This is a genomic window from Streptomyces sp. NRRL F-6676 (assembly GCF_000725625.1).
In the GTDB taxonomy this organism is placed as follows: Bacteria; Actinomycetota; Actinomycetes; order Streptomycetales; family Streptomycetaceae; genus Streptomyces.
The window spans coordinates 62,136-79,246 of record NZ_KL647083.1 but is presented as its reverse complement, the minus strand read 5'-3'; the positions used below and the strand labels follow the sequence as shown (position 1 = coordinate 79,246).

Sequence of the window (17,111 nt, the reverse complement as noted above, 5' to 3'; positions counted from 1 at the left end):
ATCATGACAGAAGTTGTCGCCGGGGTCACTCGGGTGGTTACCGCGCCGTTGCCCACGAAATACGGTGATTTCGAGGCGGTCGGCTACCAGGACAACGTCCGTGGTGACGAGCAAGTGGCGTTGGTGTACGGGGATGTGCAGGCGGAGGGAATGCTCGTCCGGCTGCATTCCGAATGCCTGACGGGGGACGCGTTCGGGTCCACGCACTGCGAGTGCGGGCCCCAGCTCATCACCGCGCTGCGGGAGATCGTGGCCGAGGGGCGGGGTGTGCTGGTGTACTTGCGGGGGCACGAGGGGCGGGGCATCGGGCTGCTGGGGAAACTGCGGGCGATGAAGCTCCAGGCGGAGGGGCTCGACACGGTCGAGGCGAATCTCGCGCTGGGGTTGCCGGTGGATGCGCGGGACTACCGCGTGGCCGCGGAGATGCTGCGGGATCTGGGGGTGCGGTCGGTGCGGTTGCTGTCCAACAACCCGCGGAAGCGGGAGTCGTTGGAGCGGCACGGGGTGAAGGTCGAGACGCAGGTACCGTTGCTGATACCGCCGTGCGAGAACAACATCACGTATCTGCGGACCAAGCGGGAGCGGTTGGATCACTATCTGCCGCATCTGGACGCGGTGGTGCAGTCTTCTTGAGGGGGCGCGTCCGGTTCGGTGGTGGGTCGGGGCCGGGCCGGTGCATCCGCCCGTTGCCTGCTGACATGGCCGTATCCGGGGGGAGCTGAGGTTTCCTGGGCCGGGCGTACGCAACGGGCTTGTGACGCACCGGCCCGGCCCCTCCCGTTCGTGGGCGGCTTTCCCGGTCGGTCAACTGGTCACTGCCTCGTGGACCAGTCTGCGTAGGTCCTGGAAGAACGGGTTGCTGCCCTTCGGGCGGACCTGGGTGAGGAACTGCACGGTGAGGTCGTGGGCGGGGTCCACCCAGAATGTTGTGCTCGCTACTCCGCTCCAGCCGTAGGTGCCTGTGGTGCTTACTGAGACGCCCAGGCCGAAGCCGGTGTTCTTGTTGGTCTCGGTGCGGTGAGGTGGGGTGCCGTAGCTGTGCAGGTCGGTGTGGTGGGGGAGATGGTTCGACGTCATGAGGGTCACGGAGCGGGAGGTGAGGAGGCGAGTGCCGTTCAGTTCGCCCTTGCGGCGGAGGAACTCCATGAAGCGGTGGTAATCGCGGGCCGTCGCCACCATGCCGCCGCTGCCGGAGAGGAGCTTGGGGCGGGTGTGGAGGGGGAGGCCGGGGACGGGGGTGATGCCGCCGGTTTCCGTTTCGCCGTACAGCTCGGCCAGGCGGGGGGCTTGTTCGGGGGTGACGTGGAAGCCGGCGTCGCGCATGTCCAGGGGGGTGAAGATACGGTCGCGGAAGAAGTCGTCCAGGGGGGTGGCGGAGACTGTTTCGATGACGCGGCCGAGGATGTTCGTCGCGACCGAGTAGTTCCAGGCCGTGCCGGGGTCGAACTGGAGGGGGAGGCGGGCGTAGGTCTCGCAGGTCTCGGCGAGGGTGGTGCCCGGGACGACGGAGGACTCCAGGCCGGCCTCGCGGTAGAGCGCGTCGACCGGGTGGTCGTGGTAGAAGCCGAAGGTCAGGCCCGCCGTGTGGGTCATCAGGTGGCGGATGAGGAGTGGGTTAGAGGCCGGGCGGGTGTGGGTGGCGTCCACGTAGACCTGGGGGTTCGCGAAGGACGGGATGATCTCGGCCAGGGGTGTGTCGAGGGTGAGGTCTCCTGCCTCGACGAGCATGAGCGCGGCGACGGATGTCACCGGTTTGGTCATGGAGTACATGCGCCAGAGGGTGTCGGTGGTGACGGGGGCGTGCGTCCGCTGGTCGCGTTCTCCGTGGGTGGTGAGGTGGGCCACGTGACCGTGGCGGGAGAGGGAGAGCAGGTAGCCGGGGAGTCTGGCGTCCCTCACCGCGCGGGCGAAGTGGGCGTTCAGGCGGGTCAGGGCATGGGGGTCCAGACCGGCCTCGGTGGGGTCCACTTCTTGTCGCAGGTCCTTCATGGGTGTCTCCCTTCCCTGGTGGGGGTGGCCGGACGCCTGCCGGGTACCTCGTGGGGAGACGGTGCCGCGCTCAGGAGGTCGGTGTCATGGACGAAGCGCTGCTCGAACTTCTTGCCGAGCACAAGGGCGGGGTGCTGGTCACCCTCAAGCGCGACGGACGGCCGCAGTTGTCGAATGTCGCCCATGTGTACTACCCGGACGAGCGGCTCCTCCGGATCTCCCTGACCGACGACCGGGCCAAGACCCGCAATCTGCGGCGGGACCCGCGGGCCTCGTACCACGTGACGACGGCGGACCGGTGGGCGTACGCGGTCGCCGAGGGCACGGCCGATCTCACGCCCGTCGCGGAGGACCCGCACGACGAAACGGTGGAGGAGCTCGTGCGCCTCTACCGCGATGTGCGGGGCGAGCACGGCGACTGGGACGACTACCGGGCCGCCATGGTGCGCGAACGCCGGCTCGTGCTGCGGTTGCGGGTCGAGCGGGTGTACGGCGTTCCGAGGCGCTGAGCACCTACCTCGCCAGAAAGACCGGGGGATCGGCCAGGAGCTGGAACCGGCCATCCTGCTGGTGGACGCGGCCGCCGGTGGGATGCGTGAAGTGGGTGCCCAGCAGCAGGTCGTCCGTGCCGGCCAACTCGGTGAGCAGACGGTGGCGGGTGGTCCGTGCCCCGCCGGGATCGACGTCGCCGACGCTGCCCATCTCCGGGTGTGCCAGTTGCACGGGGTGGTGCAGGCTGTCGCCGCTGATCAGCGCGGTGCGGTCGGTGCCGGTCAGCCGTACCGACAGGTGGCCGGGGGTGTGACCGCGTGTCGGCACCAGGCGGACGCCGTCGGCCACCTCGAGGCCCGGGGCGGCGAGGTCGAGCAGGTCGTACAGGCCGTGGTCGCGGATGGGCCGCAGGGAGTCGCGGTGCACCTGGGCGACTTCCTCGTCGGTTTCGGCGGCGGTGGTCCAGTGGTCCCATTCCCTGCGGTCGGTCAGGTAGCGGGCGTTCGGGAAGGTCGGCGTCCAGCGCCCGTCCGCCAGGTGAGTGTTCCAGCCGACGTGGTCGACGTGCATGTGCGTGTTGATGACCAGGTCGACGGTGTCCGGGGCGAAGCCCGCGGCGGTCAGGGCGTGCAGCAGCGGGGTCCGCAGGTGGTCGGCGTCGGGTATCTGCCGGGGCTTGTCGTTGCCGATGCCGGTGTCGACCAGGATGCGTCTGCCGTGTGCCTCGATCGCGAAGATGTGAACGTGCATCGAGAAGGATGCCCCGTCGGTGAAGTCGGGTCGCAGCCAGGGATCCTGGAGGTGTCCCGGTGTGGCACCGGGCAGCAGCCATTGACTGGTCTCCGGGGACATGTCGATCTCGTCGACCCGGCGCACGATGATGCCCCCGAGATCCCAGCCCAGGAAGGCCGGGGATACGCGGCTCGCAAACATTTTTGATCCATTCGTCCGTGCTTGGTTCTCGATCTCGGGGCTGACTCTAGAACCGCCGGTATCCTTTCGTAAGTACGTACTTTTTTGTAAGCTGGTGCCATGGCGGTGAGTGAGCAGGCCCAGGATGTCTTCGCCCGGCTTCCGGCGGCGTCGTTCGACAAGGACTGTCCGACGCGTCCGGTGATGGCCCAGGTGACCGGCCGGTGGGGCGCGTTGATCATTGCCGCGCTGGTGCCCGGACCGATGCGCTTCTCCCGCCTGCACCAGCACATCGGTGGCATCAGCCAGAAGATGCTGTCGCAGTATCTGAAGTCGACCGTGCGGTACGGGCTGGTCGAACGAGTGGTGGAGCCGACGGTTCCGCCGCAGGTCACCTACAGCCTGACGCCGCTCGGAGAGAGCCTGGCGCAGCAGCTGTGCGCGCTGCTGAGCTGGTTCAGCGACAACACCTCCGCGCTGGAGGCCGCTCAGCAGCGGTATGACGCCGCCGAAGCCTAGAGATTCCGGGTGCGGGCTTCCAGGGCGTGGAGGACCGCCGCCATGTCCTCCGTGCCGTGGCCCAGGGCCACCGTCTCGGTGAACAGGGCGTGGCAGGCGTCGAGGAGAGGGGTGGCCAGGCCGGTGGTGCGGGCGGCGTCGCTGATCAGGTGGTTGTTCATCAGGACGTCCGCGGCGGCCGCCTGCACGGCGAAGTCGCGGTGCAGGAGTTTGGGCGCCTTCATGCGGGAGACCGCGCTGGCCATGGGGCCGGCGTCCAGGACGTCCAGGAACAGCTGTCGGTCGAGGCGGTGGCGGTCGGCGAAGTGGAACGCCTCCGCGAGACCGGTGACCTGGGTGATCAGGAAGAGGTTCACGGACAGCTTCATGAGGAGCGCGTTCGGTACGGGGCCGCAGGTGAAGGCCGTGCGGCACATGGGGGCGAGGAGGGGCTCGGTTTCTGTTACGTCCTTCTCGTCCCCGGCCAGCATGGCCACCAGCGTCCCTTGTTCGGCGGGGATGCGGGAGCCGGAGACCGGGGCCTCCACGTAGCGGCCGCCCGCTTCGCGGATGTCGGCCGCCAGGGCGCGGGAGTAGTCGGGGGCGGTGGTGCCCATGTTCACCACCGTGTGGTCGGCGGTGAGGGTGCGGAAGGCGGGGGTTCCGCGTTCCAGTACGGCGTCGGTGGCGTGGTTGTTCGCCAGCATGAGGATGACGGTGCCGGCGGTGGCGAAGACCTCCGTGGGGGTCGCGGCGATCGTCGCGCCGGCCGCGCGCAGGGGTTCCGCTTTGTGCGGGGTGCGGTTCCAGGTGATGAGGGGGGTGCCCGCGCGGGCCAGGTTGAGGGCCATGGGGGTGCCCATGACGCCGAGGCCGAGGAATCCCACTGTGCGCATGGCGACCACCGGGTGCTTGTGAGGTGTGGCTATGACGGTTGTCATAGTGGGGTGATTATGACAGGTGTCATGGTGGGGGTGGGGTCGTAAGCTGTCCGCCCGCTTCCGGGTGGTTCGGGGCGGGTGCGGAGGTGGACGATGACGGAGTCCGAGCGGGGGCCTCGGGAGCGGATGGTGTTCAGCGCCGCTCAGCTCATCCGGCGGCGGGGGGTGGCCGGGGCGGGGATGCGGGACGTGGTGGCGCACGCGCACGCGCCGCGCGGTTCGTTGCAGCACTACTTCCCGGGTGGCAAGGAGCAGCTCGTCAACGAGGCGGTGCGGTGGGCGGGGCGGTATGCGGCGAAGCGGGTCGCGAGGTTCGTGGCCGAGATGGCGGAGCCGACGCCGAGCGGGCTGTTCGCGGCGATGGTGGGGCAGTGGACGGAGGAGTTCGCGCGGGAGGGATTCGCGGGCGGATGCCCGGTGGTGGCGGCGACCGTGGGGTGTGCGGAGTCGGTGGAGTCGACGCGGGTGGCGGCGGCGGGGGCGTTCGGGGAGTGGGTGGGGGCGGTGGGGGAGGCGTTGGTGGGGATGGGTGTGCCGGTGGGGCGAGCCGGGGGGCTCGCCGTGGTGATGGTGAGTGCGGTGGAGGGGGCGGTGGTGGTGGCGCGGGCGGAGCGGGATGTGCGGGCGTTGGAGGCGGTGGTGGGGGAGTTGGGGGTGGCGCTGGACGCGGCGGTGGATGGGCGGTGAGTTTTCCGCCCCCTCCGCCCCTACCCTTCCCGTCCTTTCAAGAGGTTCCGCCCCTTGGATCCCCTGGGGGTGCGTTGTCGGCCGACCGACGGTGGGGCTTCTCGCGCAGTTCCCCGCGCCCCTGACAAGCAGGGGGCGCGGAAACTACTGGCGGCTGACCGCGCGGGTGACGCCTGCCAGGACCGTCGTTGCCAGGATCCAGCCGGTCAGGACCAGGACGTAGGACAGGGCCTGGTACCAGCCCGCCGGTGCGAACGCCCCCTCCTGGCCGAAGGAGATCACCGGGAGCATCAGGTCGAGCGCGTAGAAGACCGGGTTGAAGGGCGGCGCCTCCGCCGGCTTCAGCGCGGCGGGCGGGTGCACGCCGAACGCCACCGCGCCGACCGCCAGCAGCGACAGCAACCACCCGGCCGCCCGCAGCGGCCGGAACCCGTAGCCCACCGTCGCGTCCTGCACATGCCCCCACACCTGCCCGTACCACGGCAACGTCCCCCGATGCCGCCGCAGCTTCGCGAGCTGCACCGTACGGGCGGCGTGCTCGTCGCCGACGCGCCGGTACGCCGCCGCCAACTGCTCGTAGGCGTACGGCACATAGCCGTCCACGTCCCGCTCGAGCACGGTCAGGCGCCGCTCGGCCGGGGCGTGCGGGGTGAGGGTGGTGTACGTGAGGCCGTCCAGGCACAGCTCCTCGGGCCACACCTCCGGCGCCGCGTGCAGCGCGTCGATACGGGCGCGGCGGAGGTTGAGCGCGCCCTCGATCCGCTCGGGCTCGCGCAGCCACAGCTCGCCGATCACCGCGCTGCTCACCCGCAGTGCCGTGCCCTCGGGGTGGGACAACCGGCCGTACGACAGGTTCAGTTGGCCGGGGATGCGCGCGCCGCGCAGGTTCAGCATGCCGTGGGCGACGAGACAGCCGGCCTGGACGTCGGAGTCCACCGTGAGGTTGCGGGCCTGGAGGGCGGTCGCCCCGGGGTGGTGGAAGTGGGCGTCCTTGAGCATGACCAGGCCGGTCACCGTCGCACTCTCCAGCCGGGTCTCGCCCTCCACCCGCAGCCCCGGCGCCCACAGCGCGTCGCCGATGGTGACCTGGTTGAGCTGGAGCACCGGCTCCGCCAGGTTCTCCGAGGTGAGGTGTGCCTCGTCGAGGAACAGTGCTCCGGCGATGCGGGAGCCGCCGAGCCGTACCTGGTGGGTGATCCGGCAGCCGGTCAGCCGCAGGACGCCGTCCACCTGGAGGCGTGCGGCGTGCAGGCCGGGCATGACCGAGCCGCGCAGATTGAGCTGGCGGACACGGAAGTCGTACAGCGCGGGGCCGTCCGTGAAGTGGCAGTGCTTCAGCTCCACGGCGTGGTCGATCGTGGCGTACTTGAGGTCGAGCCGGCCGGTGATGCGGGCGCCGATGACTTTCAGTACGGGTATCTCGGCGGCGCGGGCGGGGCCGTCCAGGAGCAGGGAGCGCAACACCCGGGCGCGTACGGTGCGTTCGGGACCCCAGCCGGCGCCGTCGGCGGGGTCCTCGTCCGGTGACCGCCGGAAGTCCACCTCCGCGCCGTCGGGGAACGCCTCCCACACGCGCCGCTCGGCCGCCGTCAGCTCGTTGATCTCCATCAACGGGGACTTTTGCCCGGGTGGCCCCGGATGTCAACAGCCTCCTGACGGCGCGAAGGTGCGGCCGGTCCCCGGGACCGGCCGCACCTTCCGCCTGGCCTACTTCTTCGCGGACTCCACCGCGTGGCCGCCGAACTGGTTGCGCAGCGCCGCGACCATCTTCATCTGCGGCGAGTCGTCCTGCCGGGAGGCGAACCGGGCGAACAGGGACGCCGTGATGGCGGGCAGTGGGACCGCGTTGTCGATGGCCGCCTCGACCGTCCAGCGGCCCTCGCCGGAGTCCTCCGCGTAACCGCGTAGCTTGTCCAGGTGGGCGTCGTCGTCCAGGGCGTTGACGGCGAGGTCGAGCAGCCAGGAACGGATGACCGTGCCCTCCTGCCAGGAGCGGAACACCTCGCGGACGTTGTCCACCGACTTGACCTTCTCCAGCAGCTCCCAGCCCTCGGCGTACGCCTGCATCATGGCGTACTCGATGCCGTTGTGGACCATCTTGGAGAAGTGCCCGGCGCCCACCTTGCCCGCGTGGACGTAGCCGTACGGGCCCTCCGGCTTGAGCGCGTCGAAGATCGGCCGGAGCCGGTCCACGTGTTCCTTGCTGCCGCCGACCATGAGCGCGTAGCCGTTCTCCAGGCCCCACACACCGCCGGAGACGCCCGCGTCGACGAAGCCGATCTCCTTGACGCCGAGTTCGGCGGCGTGCTTCTCGTCGTCCGACCAGCGGGAGTTGCCGCCGTCGACCACCGTGTCACCGGGGGAGAGCAGGTCCTTCAGCTCGTCGATGACGGACTGGGTGGCATTGCCGGCCGGGACCATCACCCAGACGGTGCGCGGGGCTTCGAGCTTGTCGACCAGCTCCGCGAGGTCCTTGACGTCGGAGAGGTCGGGGTTGCGGTCGTAGCCGACGACGGTGTGGCCGGCGCGGCGCAGCCGCTCCCGCATGTTGCCGCCCATCTTGCCGAGACCGATCAGGCCGAGCTGCATGTCACTTCACTTCCCTGGACTTGAGTTCGCGGTAGTCGGCCACCAGCGCGGCCGTGGACGGGTCGAGACCGGGGACGTCGGCGCCCTCGCTGAGCGCGGGCTCGACGCGCTTGGCGAGGACCTTGCCCAGCTCGACGCCCCACTGGTCGAAGGAGTCGATCCCCCACACCGCGCCCTGCACGAACACCTTGTGCTCGTAGAGCGCGATGAGCTGGCCGAGGACCGAGGGGGTCAGTTCGGGGGCGAGGATCGTGGTGGTGGGGTGGTTGCCGCGGAACGTGCGGTGCGGCACCTGCTCCTCCGGCACGCCCTCCGCGCGCACCTCCTCCGCCGTCCTGCCGAAGGCCAGCGCCTGGGTCTGGGCGAAGAAGTTGGCCATCAGCAGGTCGTGCTGCGCCGCCAGTTCGTCGCTCAGTTCGGCCACCGGGCGGGCGAAGCCGATGAAGTCCGCCGGGATGAGCTTGGTGCCCTGGTGGATCAACTGGTAGTAGGCGTGCTGCCCGTTGGTGCCGGGCGTGCCCCACACCACCGGGCCCGTCTGCCACTCCACGGGGCGGCCGTCGTGGTCGACGGACTTGCCGTTGGACTCCATGTCGAGCTGCTGGAGATAGGCGGTGAACCGGGAGAGATAGTGCGAGTACGGCAGTACGGCGTGCGACTGCGCGTCGTGGAAGTTGCCGTACCAGATGCCCAGCAGGGCGAGGAGGAGCGGGGCGTTGGCCTCGGCGGGGGCGGTGCGGAAGTGCTCGTCGATGGTGTGGAAGCCGTCGAGCATCTCGCGGAAGCGGTCGGGGCCGATCGCCAGCATCAGCGAGAGGCCGATCGCCGAGTCGTACGAGTAGCGGCCGCCGACCCAGTCCCAGAACTCGAACATGTTGGCCGTGTCGATGCCGAAGTCGGCGACCTTCTCCGCGTTGGTCGACAGCGCCACGAAGTGCTTCGCGACCGCCTTGTCGTCCGCGTTCTCCTCGCCGCCGAGCCCGGCGAGCAGCCAGGAGCGGGCCGAGGTGGCGTTGGTGATCGTCTCGATCGTCGTGAACGTCTTGGAGGCGACGATGAACAGGGTCTCCGCCGGGTCCAGATCCCGCAGGTTCTCGTGCAGGTCCGCGCCGTCCACGTTCGACACGAACCGGACGGTGAGCTCGCGGTCGGTGAACGCGCGCAGCGCCTCGTACGCCATCGCGGGGCCCAGGTCGGAGCCGCCGATGCCGATGTTGACGACAGTGCGGATGCGCCTGCCGGTGTGGCCGGTCCACTCGCCGGAGCGGACGCGGTCCGCGAAGTCGGCCATGCGGTCCAGGACCTGGTGGACGGCGGGCACGACGTTCTCGCCGTCCACCTCGACCACCGCGTCGCGCGGGGCGCGCAGCGCGGTGTGCAGGACCGCGCGGTTCTCCGTGGTGTTGATCCGCTCGCCGCGGAACATCGCGTCCCGCCGTCCGAACACGTCGGTGGCGGTGGCCAGTTCCTGGAGCAGGGCCAGCGTCTCGTCGGTGATCAGGTGCTTGGAGTAGTCGATGAGCAGATCGCCGGCCCGGACGCGGTAGCGCTGTGCGCGCCCCGGGTCCGTTTCGAACAGGTCGCGCAGCCGGGGCTGCGGTATCGCGTCGGCGCGGTGGTCCTCCAGGGCCGTCCACTCGGGCCGGCGGGTGAGCCACGGGTGGCGGCCGGGGGTGGTCTCAGACACGGGCCACGGCCTCCTCGGTGGAGGCGTCGGCGCCGCGCAGCGCCACCTCGTACATCTCGTCCGCGTCCAGCCGGCGCAGCTCCTCGGCGATCAGCTCGGACAGCGGGCGCACCTTCAGCGCCAGGGAGCGCGGGGGCTGCCCGGGCAGGGTCAGCGTGGCCAGCGGGCCGGCCGGGCGGTCCAGGACGATCTCGCCCTTGTCCGTGCCGAGCCGCACCGTCGTCACCACCGGGCCGCCGCTCTCCACCCGGTCCACGTCCACCTTCAGCCGGGCCTCCAGCCAGCGCGCCAGCAGCTCGGCGCTGGGGTTGTCGGCCTCGGCCTCCACCGCGGCCGAGGTCACCGGCGTACGGGCCTGGTCCAGGGCGGCGGCCAGCATCGAACGCCACAGGGTGAGCCGGGTCCAGGCCAGGTCGGTGTCGCCGGGCGCGTAGGAGGCGGCCCGGGTGCGCAGTACGTCCATCGGGGACTCGACGGCGTACAGGTCGGTGATCCGGCGCTGGGCGAGCGCGCCCAGCGGGTCCTTCGCCGGGTTCTCCGGCGAGTCCACCGGCCACCAGACGACGACGGGCGCGTCGGGGAGCAGCAGCGGCAGCACCACCGAGTCCGCGTGCCCGGTCACCTCGCCGTACAGCCGCAGGACGACCGTCTCGCCGGTGCCCGCCTCGGAGCCGACCCGCACCTCCGCGTCGAGCCGGGAGGTGGTGCGGTCGCGCAGGGTGCGGGCGTGCCGCTTGATGACGACGAGGGTGCGCGAGGGGTGCTCGTGCGAGGCCTCCTCGGCCGCCTTCAGCGCGTCGTAGGCGTTCTCCTCGTCCGTGACGATCACCATCGTCAGGACCATGCCCACGGCCGGGGTGCCGATGGCGCGGCGGCCCCGCACCAACGCCTTGTTGATCTTGCTTGCCGTGGTGTCGGTCAGGTCGATCTTCATGGCCTGCGCCAGCTCCGTCCGTCTCGTGCGAGCATCTCGTCGGCTTCCTTGGGACCCCAGCTTCCCGAGGCGTACTGCGCGGGCGTGCCGTGCGCGTCCCAGTACCCCTCGATCGGATCGAGGATCTTCCAGGACTCTTCCACTTCCTGGTGGCGCGGGAACAGGTTGGCGTCGCCGAGCAGTACGTCGAGGATGAGCCGCTCGTACGCCTCCGGGCTGGACTCGGTGAAGGACTCGCCGTAGGCGAAGTCCATCGTCACGTCCCGGATCTCCATCGACGTGCCCGGCACCTTGGAGCCGAACCGCACGGTCATGCCCTCGTCGGGCTGGACCCGGAACACGATCGCGTTCTGGCCCAGCTCCTCGGTGGCCGTCGAGTCGAACGGCGAGTGCGGCGCCCGCTGGAGGACCACCGCGATCTCGGTGACCCGGCGGCCGAGCCGCTTGCCGGTGCGCAGATAGAACGGCACGCCCGCCCAGCGGCGGTTGTCGATCTCCAGCTTGATCGCGGCGAAGGTGTCGGTCTTCGACTTCGGGTCGATGCCGTCCTCCTCCAGATAGCCGCGCACCGGCTCACCGCCCTGCCAGCCGCCCTCGTACTGCCCGCGCACGGTGTGCGCGCCCAGGTCCTCGGGCAGCTTGACCGCCTTGAGCACCTTCAGCTTCTCGGCCAGCAGCGACTCCGCGTCGAACGCGGCCGGCTCCTCCATCGCGGTGAGCGCGAGCAGCTGGAGCAGGTGGTTCTGGATGACGTCACGCGCCGAGCCGATGCCGTCGTAGTAGCCGGCCCGGCCGCCGATGCCGATGTCCTCGGCCATCGTGATCTGCACATGGTCGACGAACGAGCGGTTCCAGATCGGCTCGTACATCTGGTTGGCGAAGCGCAGCGCCAGGATGTTCTGGACGGTCTCCTTGCCCAGGTAGTGGTCGATGCGGAACACCTGGTCCGGGGCGAACACCTCGTGCACGAGCGCGTTCAGCTCGCGCGCGCTCGCCAGGTCACGGCCGAACGGCTTCTCGATGACCGCGCGGCGCCAGGAGCCCTGCGGGGCGTCCGCCAGCCCGTGCTTCTTGAGCTGCTGGACGACCTTGGGGAAGAACCTCGGCGGCACGGAGAGGTAGAAGGCGTAGTTGCCGCACGTGCCGCGGGAGGAGTCCAGCTCGTCGACGGCCGCGCGGAGCTGCTTGAACGCCGTGTCGTCGTCGAAGTCGCCGGGGATGAACCGCATGCCCTCGGCGAGCTGCTGCCAGACCTCCTCGCGGAACGGCGTACGGGCGTGCTCGCGCACCGCGTCGTGCACCACCTGCGCGAAGTCCTGGTCCTCCCAGTCCCGGCGGGCGAACCCGACCAGCGAGAAGCCCGGCGGCAGCAGACCGCGGTTGGCCAGGTCGTACACGGCCGGCATCAGCTTGCGGCGGGACAGGTCGCCCGTGACCCCGAAGATCACCAGACCGGAGGGGCCCGCGATACGGGGCAGCCGGCGGTCCCGGGGGTCACGCAGCTCGTTGGCCCAGTCGCCGAGCAGGTCGTCGGGGGTGGCGCAGGCGCCCACGGCGTCCGCGGCGTCCTGGGCGGCTTGGGGGTTCTGAGAAGCCTGGGCGTTCCGGGAAGCCGTGGGTTCCTGGCTTTCCTGGCTTCCCTGGGATTCCTGGTTTTTCTGGGTTTCCTGGGGCCTCTGGGGCTTTTCTTCGGGTGCCTGGGCCACCTTGGGTTTGGCAGCCCGGGACCTGGTCCCGGCGGTCCCGGCGGCCCTGCTCCTCGTGCCCTTGGCCGCGCGCTTGGTGGCCTTGGCGGCCGTCTCGTCGTCGCTCATCAGGCGTGCACCTCCTTGCCGTCGTCGTCGGCGCCGTCCTTGACGCGCAGCGAGGCCGCGACCGCGTCCAGCAGCTCCTGCCAGGCGGCCTCGAACTTCGCCACGCCCTCGTCCTCCAGCAGCCCGACCACCTCGTCGTACGAGATGCCCAGCCGTGCCACCGCGTCGAGGTCGGCCCGGGCCTGCGCGTACCCACCGGTGACCGTGTCACCCCGGACGTCACCGTGATCGGCGGTGGCGTCCAGCGTGGCCTCCGGCATGGTGTTGACGGTGCCGGGGGCGACCAGTTCGTCCACGTACAGGGTGTCCTTGTAGGCGGGGTCCTTCACCCCGGTGGAGGCCCACAGGGGGCGCTGCCGGTTGGCTCCGGCGCTCTCCAGGGCCGCCCAGCGCGCCGTGCCGAACAGCTCCTCGTACGCCTGGTAGGCCAGGCGGGCGTTGGCGAGCGCCGCGCGGCCGCGCAGGCCGAGGGCCTCGTCCGTGCCCAGCGCGGTCAGCCGCTTGTCGATCTCGGCGTCCACGCGGGAGACGAAGAACGAGGCCACCGAATGGATGCCGGACAGCTCCGTACCGCGCTCCCGGGCCTGCTCCAGACCGGTGAGGTAGGCGTCCATCACCTGGCGGTAGCGGGCCAGGGAGAAGATCAGCGTCACGTTGACGCTGATGCCCCGGGCGATCACCTCGGTGATCGCGGGCAGCCCGGCCTCGGTGGCCGGAATCTTGATCATCACGTTGGGCCGGTCGACCAGCCAGGACAGCTGCACGGCCTCGGCGACCGTGGCGTCCGTGTCGTGCGCGAGCCGGGGGTCCACCTCGATGGAGACCCGGCCGTCCCGGCCGCCGGTCGCCTCGTACACCGGGCGCAGCACGTCGGCGGCGGCCCGTACGTCGGCGGTGGTCATCATCCGTACGGCCTCGTCGACCGTGACCCGGCGCACGGCCAGGTCGGCGAGCTGCTCCTCGTACCCCTCGCCCGAGCCGATGGCGGCGCGGAAGATGGACGGGTTGGTGGTCACGCCGACGACGTGCTTGTCCGCGATCAGCCCGGCCAGGTTCCCGGAGGCGATACGGCGGCGGGAGAGGTCGTCCAGCCACACGGAGACACCCTCCTTCGCCAGCAGCGCGAGCGGCTCGGGGGAGGGGGCGGCGGACGTTCCTTCGGTGGTCACAGTGATCTTTCTTTCCTTCTGCTGCGGATTTCGGTGGACGTGGACGTGAACGTGGGCGCGGGTCAGCCGCGCGCGGCGGCCAGGGACTCCCTCGCCGCGGCGGCCACGTGCTCCGCGGTGAACCCGAACTCGGCGAAGAGCGTCCCGGCGTCCGCGGAGGCGCCGAAGTGTTCGAGGGAGACGATGCGGCCGGCGTCCCCGACGTACTTGTGCCAGGTCAGCCCGATGCCGGCCTCGACGGCGACGCGTGCCTTCACGGCGGCCGGCAGCACCCGCTCGCGGTACTCCGGGCCCTGCTCCTCGAACCACTCGACCGACGGCACCGACACCACGCGGGTGGCGACGCCCTCGGCCTCCAGCCGCTCCCGGGCACCGACGGCGAGCTGCACCTCGGAACCGGTGGCGAGCAGGATGACGTCGGGGGTGCCGGTGGAGGCCTCCTGGAGGACGTAGGCGCCCTTGACCGTCTCGGGGTTGGGCGCGTACGTCGGCACGCCCTGGCGGGTCAGGGCCAGGCCGTGCGGGGCCGGATGCGTGGCGTGCCGGCGCAGGATCTCCGCCCAGGCGAGCGCGGTCTCGTTGGCGTCGGCCGGGCGGACGACGTTGAGGCCGGGGATGGCGCGCAGCGAGGCCAGGTGTTCGACCGGCTGGTGGGTGGGGCCGTCCTCGCCGAGGCCGATGGAGTCGTGCGTCCAGACGTACGTCACCGGGAGCTGCATGAGGGCGGACAGCCGTACGGCGTTGCGCATGTAGTCGGAGAAGACCAGGAACGTGCCGCCGTAGATGCGGGTGTTGCCGTGCAGCGCGATGCCGTTCATCTCCGCGGCCATGGAGTGCTCGCGGATGCCGAAGTGGACCGTGCGGCCGTACGGGTCGGCCTCGGGGAGCGGGTTGCCCTTGGGCAGGAAGGAGCTGGTCTTGTCGATCGTGGTGTTGTTCGAACCGGCGAGGTCGGCGGAGCCGCCCCACAGTTCGGGCAGGATCGCGCCGAGTGCCTGGAGCACCTTGCCGGAGGCGGCGCGGGTGGCGACGGCCTTGCCCTCCTCGAACACCGGCAGGGCGTCCTCCCAGCCCTCGGGCAGGCGGCCGGCCACGACCCGGTCGAACAGCTCCGCGCGCTCGCCGTTGGCCTCGCGCCAGCCGGCCAGCTCCTTGTCCCAGGCCGCGTGCGCCTCCGCGCCCCGGTCCAGGGCCCTGCGGGTGTGCGCGAGGACGTCGTCGGCGACCTCGAAGCTCTTCTCCGGGTCGAAGCCCAGGACCCGCTTGGTGGCCGCGACCTCGTCCGCGCCGAGCGCCGAGCCGTGCGCGGCCTCGGTGTTCTGGGCGTGCGGGGCGGGCCAGGCGATGATCGTGCGCATGGCGATGATCGAGGGGCGCGCGGTCTCGGCCTGCGCCTCACCGAGCGCCGTGTACAGCGCGTGCACGTCGATGTCGCCGTTCTCGGCGGGCTCGATGCGCTGGACGTGCCACCCGTACGCCTCGTAGCGCTTCAGTACGTCCTCGGAGAACGCGGTCGCGGTGTCGCCCTCGATGGAGATGTGGTTGTCGTCGTAGAGGAAGACGAGGTTGCCGAGCCGCTGGTGGCCGGCGAGCGAGGAGGCCTCGGCGGAGATGCCCTCCTCCAGGTCGCCGTCGGAGACGATCGCCCAGACGGTGTGGTCGAAGGGGGACTCGCCCTCGGGGGCCTCCGGGTCGAACAGACCGCGCTCGTAGCGGGCGGCCATCGCCATGCCGACGGCGTTGGCCACGCCCTGGCCCAGCGGCCCCGTCGTCGTCTCGACGCCGGCCGTGTGCCCGTACTCGGGGTGGCCGGGGGTCTTGGAGCCGTGGGTGCGGAACGCCTTGAGGTCGTCCAACTCCAGCTCGTAGCCGGAGAGGTAGAGCTGGGTGTAGAGCGTGAGGGAGGTGTGGCCGGGGGAGAGGACGAAGCGGTCGCGGCCGGTCCACTCCGGGTCGGCCGGGTCGTGCCGCATCACCTTCTGAAAGAGCGTGTACGCCGCCGGGGCCAGGCTCATCGCCGTGCCCGGGTGGCCGTTGCCGACCTTCTGCACGGCGTCGGCGGCCAGGACACGGGCTGTGTCCACGGCACGGCGGTCGAGCTCGGTCCACTCCAGGCGGCCGGGGCGGCCGAGGTTCTGAATACTCATCTTCAAGAAGTCCTCACATCGTGTGGCAAGACCGGTCGGACGCCTTCAAACCTAAAAGTCTGACTTTTGGCAGGCCAGGTCGCACTGTGCCACGCTTCGGTGAAAGTGGGACACGGCCCCGGTCGGCGGGCGCCGTGCGGCCGGATGAACTCACGCGAGACGGACATGGTGGACACGGGCACGGGTACCTACGGAGACGCGTTCCAGACCTCCGACGCGGAGATCGGCCCGTCGGAGGGGTCGTCGGAAGGGGCGCAGGGGCCGCAAGGGCCGCAGGGGCCAGAGGGGCCAGAGGGGCCAGAGGGGCCAGAGGGACCGCAGGGGCCAGAGGGACCGCAGGGGTCTCAAGTGGCCCAGGGGGCGATCCAGACCTTTCCGTTCGATCCGCGCGCGAGCGTGAGCGGGGTCGGGATGCAGATCGGGCCCATGGGGGAGGACGGGCCGACATGGCAGTCCCGGGCGGTGCCGGAGCGGGTCCACCGGGTGGACTTCCATGTCGTCATGCTGTTCACCGGGGGGCCGGTGACCCACATGATCGACTTCACCGATCACGAGGCGCGGGCGGGTGACGTGCTGTGGATCCGGCCCGGGCAGGTCCACCGGTTCCGGCCCGCGCACGCGTACCGGGGGACCGCGCTGACGATGCAGCCCGGGTTCCTGCCGCGGGCGATCGTCGAGGCGACGGGGCTGTACCGGTACGACCTGCCGCCCCTGCTGCGCCCGGACGGCGCGCAGCTCGCCGCCTTGCGGCACTGCTTGCGGCAGTTGGAGCGGGAGTACGTCGATACGGCGACCTTGCCGTTGAGCCTGCACACGGCGGTGCTGCGGCACACGCTGACGGCGTTCCTGTACCGCCTCGCCCACCTCGCCGTCGGCTCGGCGGGACGGCCGGGGGTGGAGGGGGCGGACAGCACGACGTTCGGGCGGTTCCGGGAGGCGGTGGAACGGGACTTCGCGACGAACCACAGCGTGAGCGCGTACGCGGATGCGCTCGGGTACAGCCGGCGCACGCTGGTGCGCGCGGTGCGCGCGGCGACGGGGGAGACGCCGAAGGGATTCATCGACAAGAGGGTGGTGCTGGAGGCGAAGCGGCTCCTGGCACATACGGATGTGCCGGTCGGCCGCGTGGGCGCGGCCCTCGGGTTCCCGGACGCGGCGAACTTCTCGAAGTTCTTCCACCAGCGGACCGGCCTGACGCCGGCGATCTTCCGGGCGGAGATGGGGTGAGGGGTGGTTCCCCGTGTCCCCGTGC

The 17,111-nt window shown here is 70.8% G+C and carries 15 protein-coding genes; 5 read left to right on the top strand and 10 right to left on the bottom strand.

The window, feature by feature from the left end; all coding sequences use genetic code 11:
• Nucleotides 1-3: 3 nt before the first annotated feature.
• The gene (gene ribA / locus IO29_RS31840; protein ID WP_030378433.1) at nucleotides 4-633 is read left to right on the top strand and encodes a GTP cyclohydrolase II; all 630 of its coding nucleotides are present in this window, start codon (nucleotides 4-6) and stop codon (nucleotides 631-633) included.
• 171 nt (nucleotides 634-804) lie between these two features.
• On the opposite strand, the gene IO29_RS31835 is transcribed toward ribA, so the two are convergent.
• Nucleotides 805-1,989 carry a serine hydrolase domain-containing protein gene (locus IO29_RS31835; protein WP_030378434.1) on the bottom strand — a complete coding sequence of 395 codons (1,185 nt, stop codon included), beginning with the start codon at nucleotides 1,987-1,989 and terminating at the stop codon, nucleotides 805-807.
• 86 nt (nucleotides 1,990-2,075) lie between these two features.
• On the opposite strand from IO29_RS31835, the gene IO29_RS31830 reads away from it, so the two are divergent.
• Complete coding sequence (locus IO29_RS31830) at nucleotides 2,076-2,498, top strand: TIGR03618 family F420-dependent PPOX class oxidoreductase (protein ID WP_030378435.1); 423 nt, start codon at nucleotides 2,076-2,078, stop codon at nucleotides 2,496-2,498.
• A 4-nt stretch (nucleotides 2,499-2,502) separates the two neighbouring features.
• Here the strand turns inward: IO29_RS31830 and IO29_RS31825 are convergent, their stop codons facing one another.
• Nucleotides 2,503-3,414, bottom strand: coding sequence for an MBL fold metallo-hydrolase (locus IO29_RS31825; protein ID WP_030378436.1), 912 nt, complete (start codon nucleotides 3,412-3,414; stop codon nucleotides 2,503-2,505).
• Nucleotides 3,415-3,513: 99 nt separating this feature from the next.
• Between IO29_RS31825 and IO29_RS31820 the strand changes: the two genes are divergently transcribed.
• Nucleotides 3,514-3,912, top strand: a complete 399-nt coding sequence (locus IO29_RS31820; protein WP_033224516.1) for a winged helix-turn-helix transcriptional regulator — start codon at nucleotides 3,514-3,516, stop codon at nucleotides 3,910-3,912.
• Here the strand turns inward: IO29_RS31820 and IO29_RS31815 are convergent.
• Nucleotides 3,909-4,832, bottom strand: a complete 924-nt coding sequence (locus IO29_RS31815; RefSeq protein WP_420705334.1) for an NAD(P)-dependent oxidoreductase — start codon at nucleotides 4,830-4,832, stop codon at nucleotides 3,909-3,911. The two genes, IO29_RS31820 and IO29_RS31815, sit on opposite strands and share 4 nt — an antisense overlap.
• 93 nt (nucleotides 4,833-4,925) lie before the next feature.
• On the opposite strand from IO29_RS31815, the gene IO29_RS31810 reads away from it, so the two are divergent.
• Nucleotides 4,926-5,519 carry a TetR/AcrR family transcriptional regulator gene (locus IO29_RS31810; protein WP_030993870.1) on the top strand — a complete coding sequence of 198 codons (594 nt, stop codon included), beginning with the start codon at nucleotides 4,926-4,928 and terminating at the stop codon, nucleotides 5,517-5,519.
• 144 nt (nucleotides 5,520-5,663) lie between these two features.
• On the opposite strand, the gene IO29_RS31805 is transcribed toward IO29_RS31810, so the two are convergent.
• From IO29_RS31805 to tkt, 7 genes are all read right to left on the bottom strand, one after another.
• Nucleotides 5,664-7,127: a hypothetical protein gene (locus IO29_RS31805; RefSeq protein ID WP_030378791.1), complete on the bottom strand. Its 1,464-nt coding sequence runs from the start codon at nucleotides 7,125-7,127 to the stop codon at nucleotides 5,664-5,666.
• Between the two features lie 99 nt (nucleotides 7,128-7,226).
• Complete coding sequence (gene gnd / locus IO29_RS31800; RefSeq protein WP_030378790.1) at nucleotides 7,227-8,108, bottom strand: phosphogluconate dehydrogenase (NAD(+)-dependent, decarboxylating); 882 nt, start codon at nucleotides 8,106-8,108, stop codon at nucleotides 7,227-7,229.
• 1 nt (nucleotide 8,109) lies between these two features.
• Entirely contained in the window at nucleotides 8,110-9,795 is a 1,686-nt protein-coding gene (pgi, locus tag IO29_RS31795) for a glucose-6-phosphate isomerase (protein ID WP_030378789.1), read from the bottom strand.
• A complete protein-coding gene (gene opcA, locus IO29_RS31790) occupies nucleotides 9,788-10,729 on the bottom strand; it encodes a glucose-6-phosphate dehydrogenase assembly protein OpcA (RefSeq protein ID WP_030378788.1) in 942 nt (313 codons plus the stop codon). Before opcA ends, pgi begins: the two co-directional genes overlap by 8 nt.
• Nucleotides 10,726-12,543, bottom strand: a complete 1,818-nt coding sequence (gene zwf / locus IO29_RS31785) for a glucose-6-phosphate dehydrogenase (protein ID WP_234307455.1) — start codon at nucleotides 12,541-12,543, stop codon at nucleotides 10,726-10,728. The genes opcA and zwf overlap by 4 nt, the downstream gene beginning before the upstream one ends.
• Nucleotides 12,543-13,712 (bottom strand): transaldolase, encoded by a 1,170-nt coding sequence (gene tal, locus IO29_RS31780; RefSeq protein ID WP_051707240.1) that lies wholly within the window; start codon nucleotides 13,710-13,712, stop codon nucleotides 12,543-12,545. The genes zwf and tal overlap by 1 nt, the downstream gene beginning before the upstream one ends.
• 62 nt (nucleotides 13,713-13,774) lie before the next feature.
• A complete protein-coding gene (gene tkt / locus IO29_RS31775; RefSeq protein WP_030378786.1) occupies nucleotides 13,775-15,859 on the bottom strand; it encodes a transketolase in 2,085 nt (694 codons plus the stop codon).
• Nucleotides 15,860-16,207: 348 nt separating this feature from the next.
• Between tkt and IO29_RS31770 the strand changes: the two genes are divergently transcribed.
• Nucleotides 16,208-17,086 carry a helix-turn-helix domain-containing protein gene (locus IO29_RS31770; RefSeq protein ID WP_030378785.1) on the top strand — a complete coding sequence of 293 codons (879 nt, stop codon included), beginning with the start codon at nucleotides 16,208-16,210 and terminating at the stop codon, nucleotides 17,084-17,086.
• The last annotated feature ends 25 nt before the right edge of the window (nucleotides 17,087-17,111 follow it).

What these genes read in the sequence shown, in the direction of transcription:
- IO29_RS31810 (WP_030993870.1), top strand. Translation starts at nt 4,926, where the DNA reads ATGACGGAGTCCGAGCGGGGGCCTCGGGAGCGGATGGTGTTCAGCGCC.
- gnd (WP_030378790.1), bottom strand. Translation starts at nt 8,108, where the DNA reads ATGCAGCTCGGCCTGATCGGTCTCGGCAAGATGGGCGGCAACATGCGG.
- IO29_RS31805 (WP_030378791.1), bottom strand. Translation starts at nt 7,127, where the DNA reads ATGGAGATCAACGAGCTGACGGCGGCCGAGCGGCGCGTGTGGGAGGCG.
- zwf (WP_234307455.1), bottom strand. Translation starts at nt 12,543, where the DNA reads ATGAGCGACGACGAGACGGCCGCCAAGGCCACCAAGCGCGCGGCCAAG.
- opcA (WP_030378788.1), bottom strand. Translation starts at nt 10,729, where the DNA reads ATGAAGATCGACCTGACCGACACCACGGCAAGCAAGATCAACAAGGCG.
- ribA (WP_030378433.1), top strand. Translation starts at nt 4, where the DNA reads ATGACAGAAGTTGTCGCCGGGGTCACTCGGGTGGTTACCGCGCCGTTG.
- IO29_RS31825 (WP_030378436.1), bottom strand. Translation starts at nt 3,414, where the DNA reads ATGTTTGCGAGCCGCGTATCCCCGGCCTTCCTGGGCTGGGATCTCGGG.
- IO29_RS31820 (WP_033224516.1), top strand. Translation starts at nt 3,514, where the DNA reads ATGGCGGTGAGTGAGCAGGCCCAGGATGTCTTCGCCCGGCTTCCGGCG.
- IO29_RS31815 (WP_420705334.1), bottom strand. Translation starts at nt 4,832, where the DNA reads ATGACAACCGTCATAGCCACACCTCACAAGCACCCGGTGGTCGCCATG.
- IO29_RS31835 (WP_030378434.1), bottom strand. Translation starts at nt 1,989, where the DNA reads ATGAAGGACCTGCGACAAGAAGTGGACCCCACCGAGGCCGGTCTGGAC.
- tkt (WP_030378786.1), bottom strand. Translation starts at nt 15,859, where the DNA reads ATGAGTATTCAGAACCTCGGCCGCCCCGGCCGCCTGGAGTGGACCGAG.
- IO29_RS31830 (WP_030378435.1), top strand. Translation starts at nt 2,076, where the DNA reads ATGGACGAAGCGCTGCTCGAACTTCTTGCCGAGCACAAGGGCGGGGTG.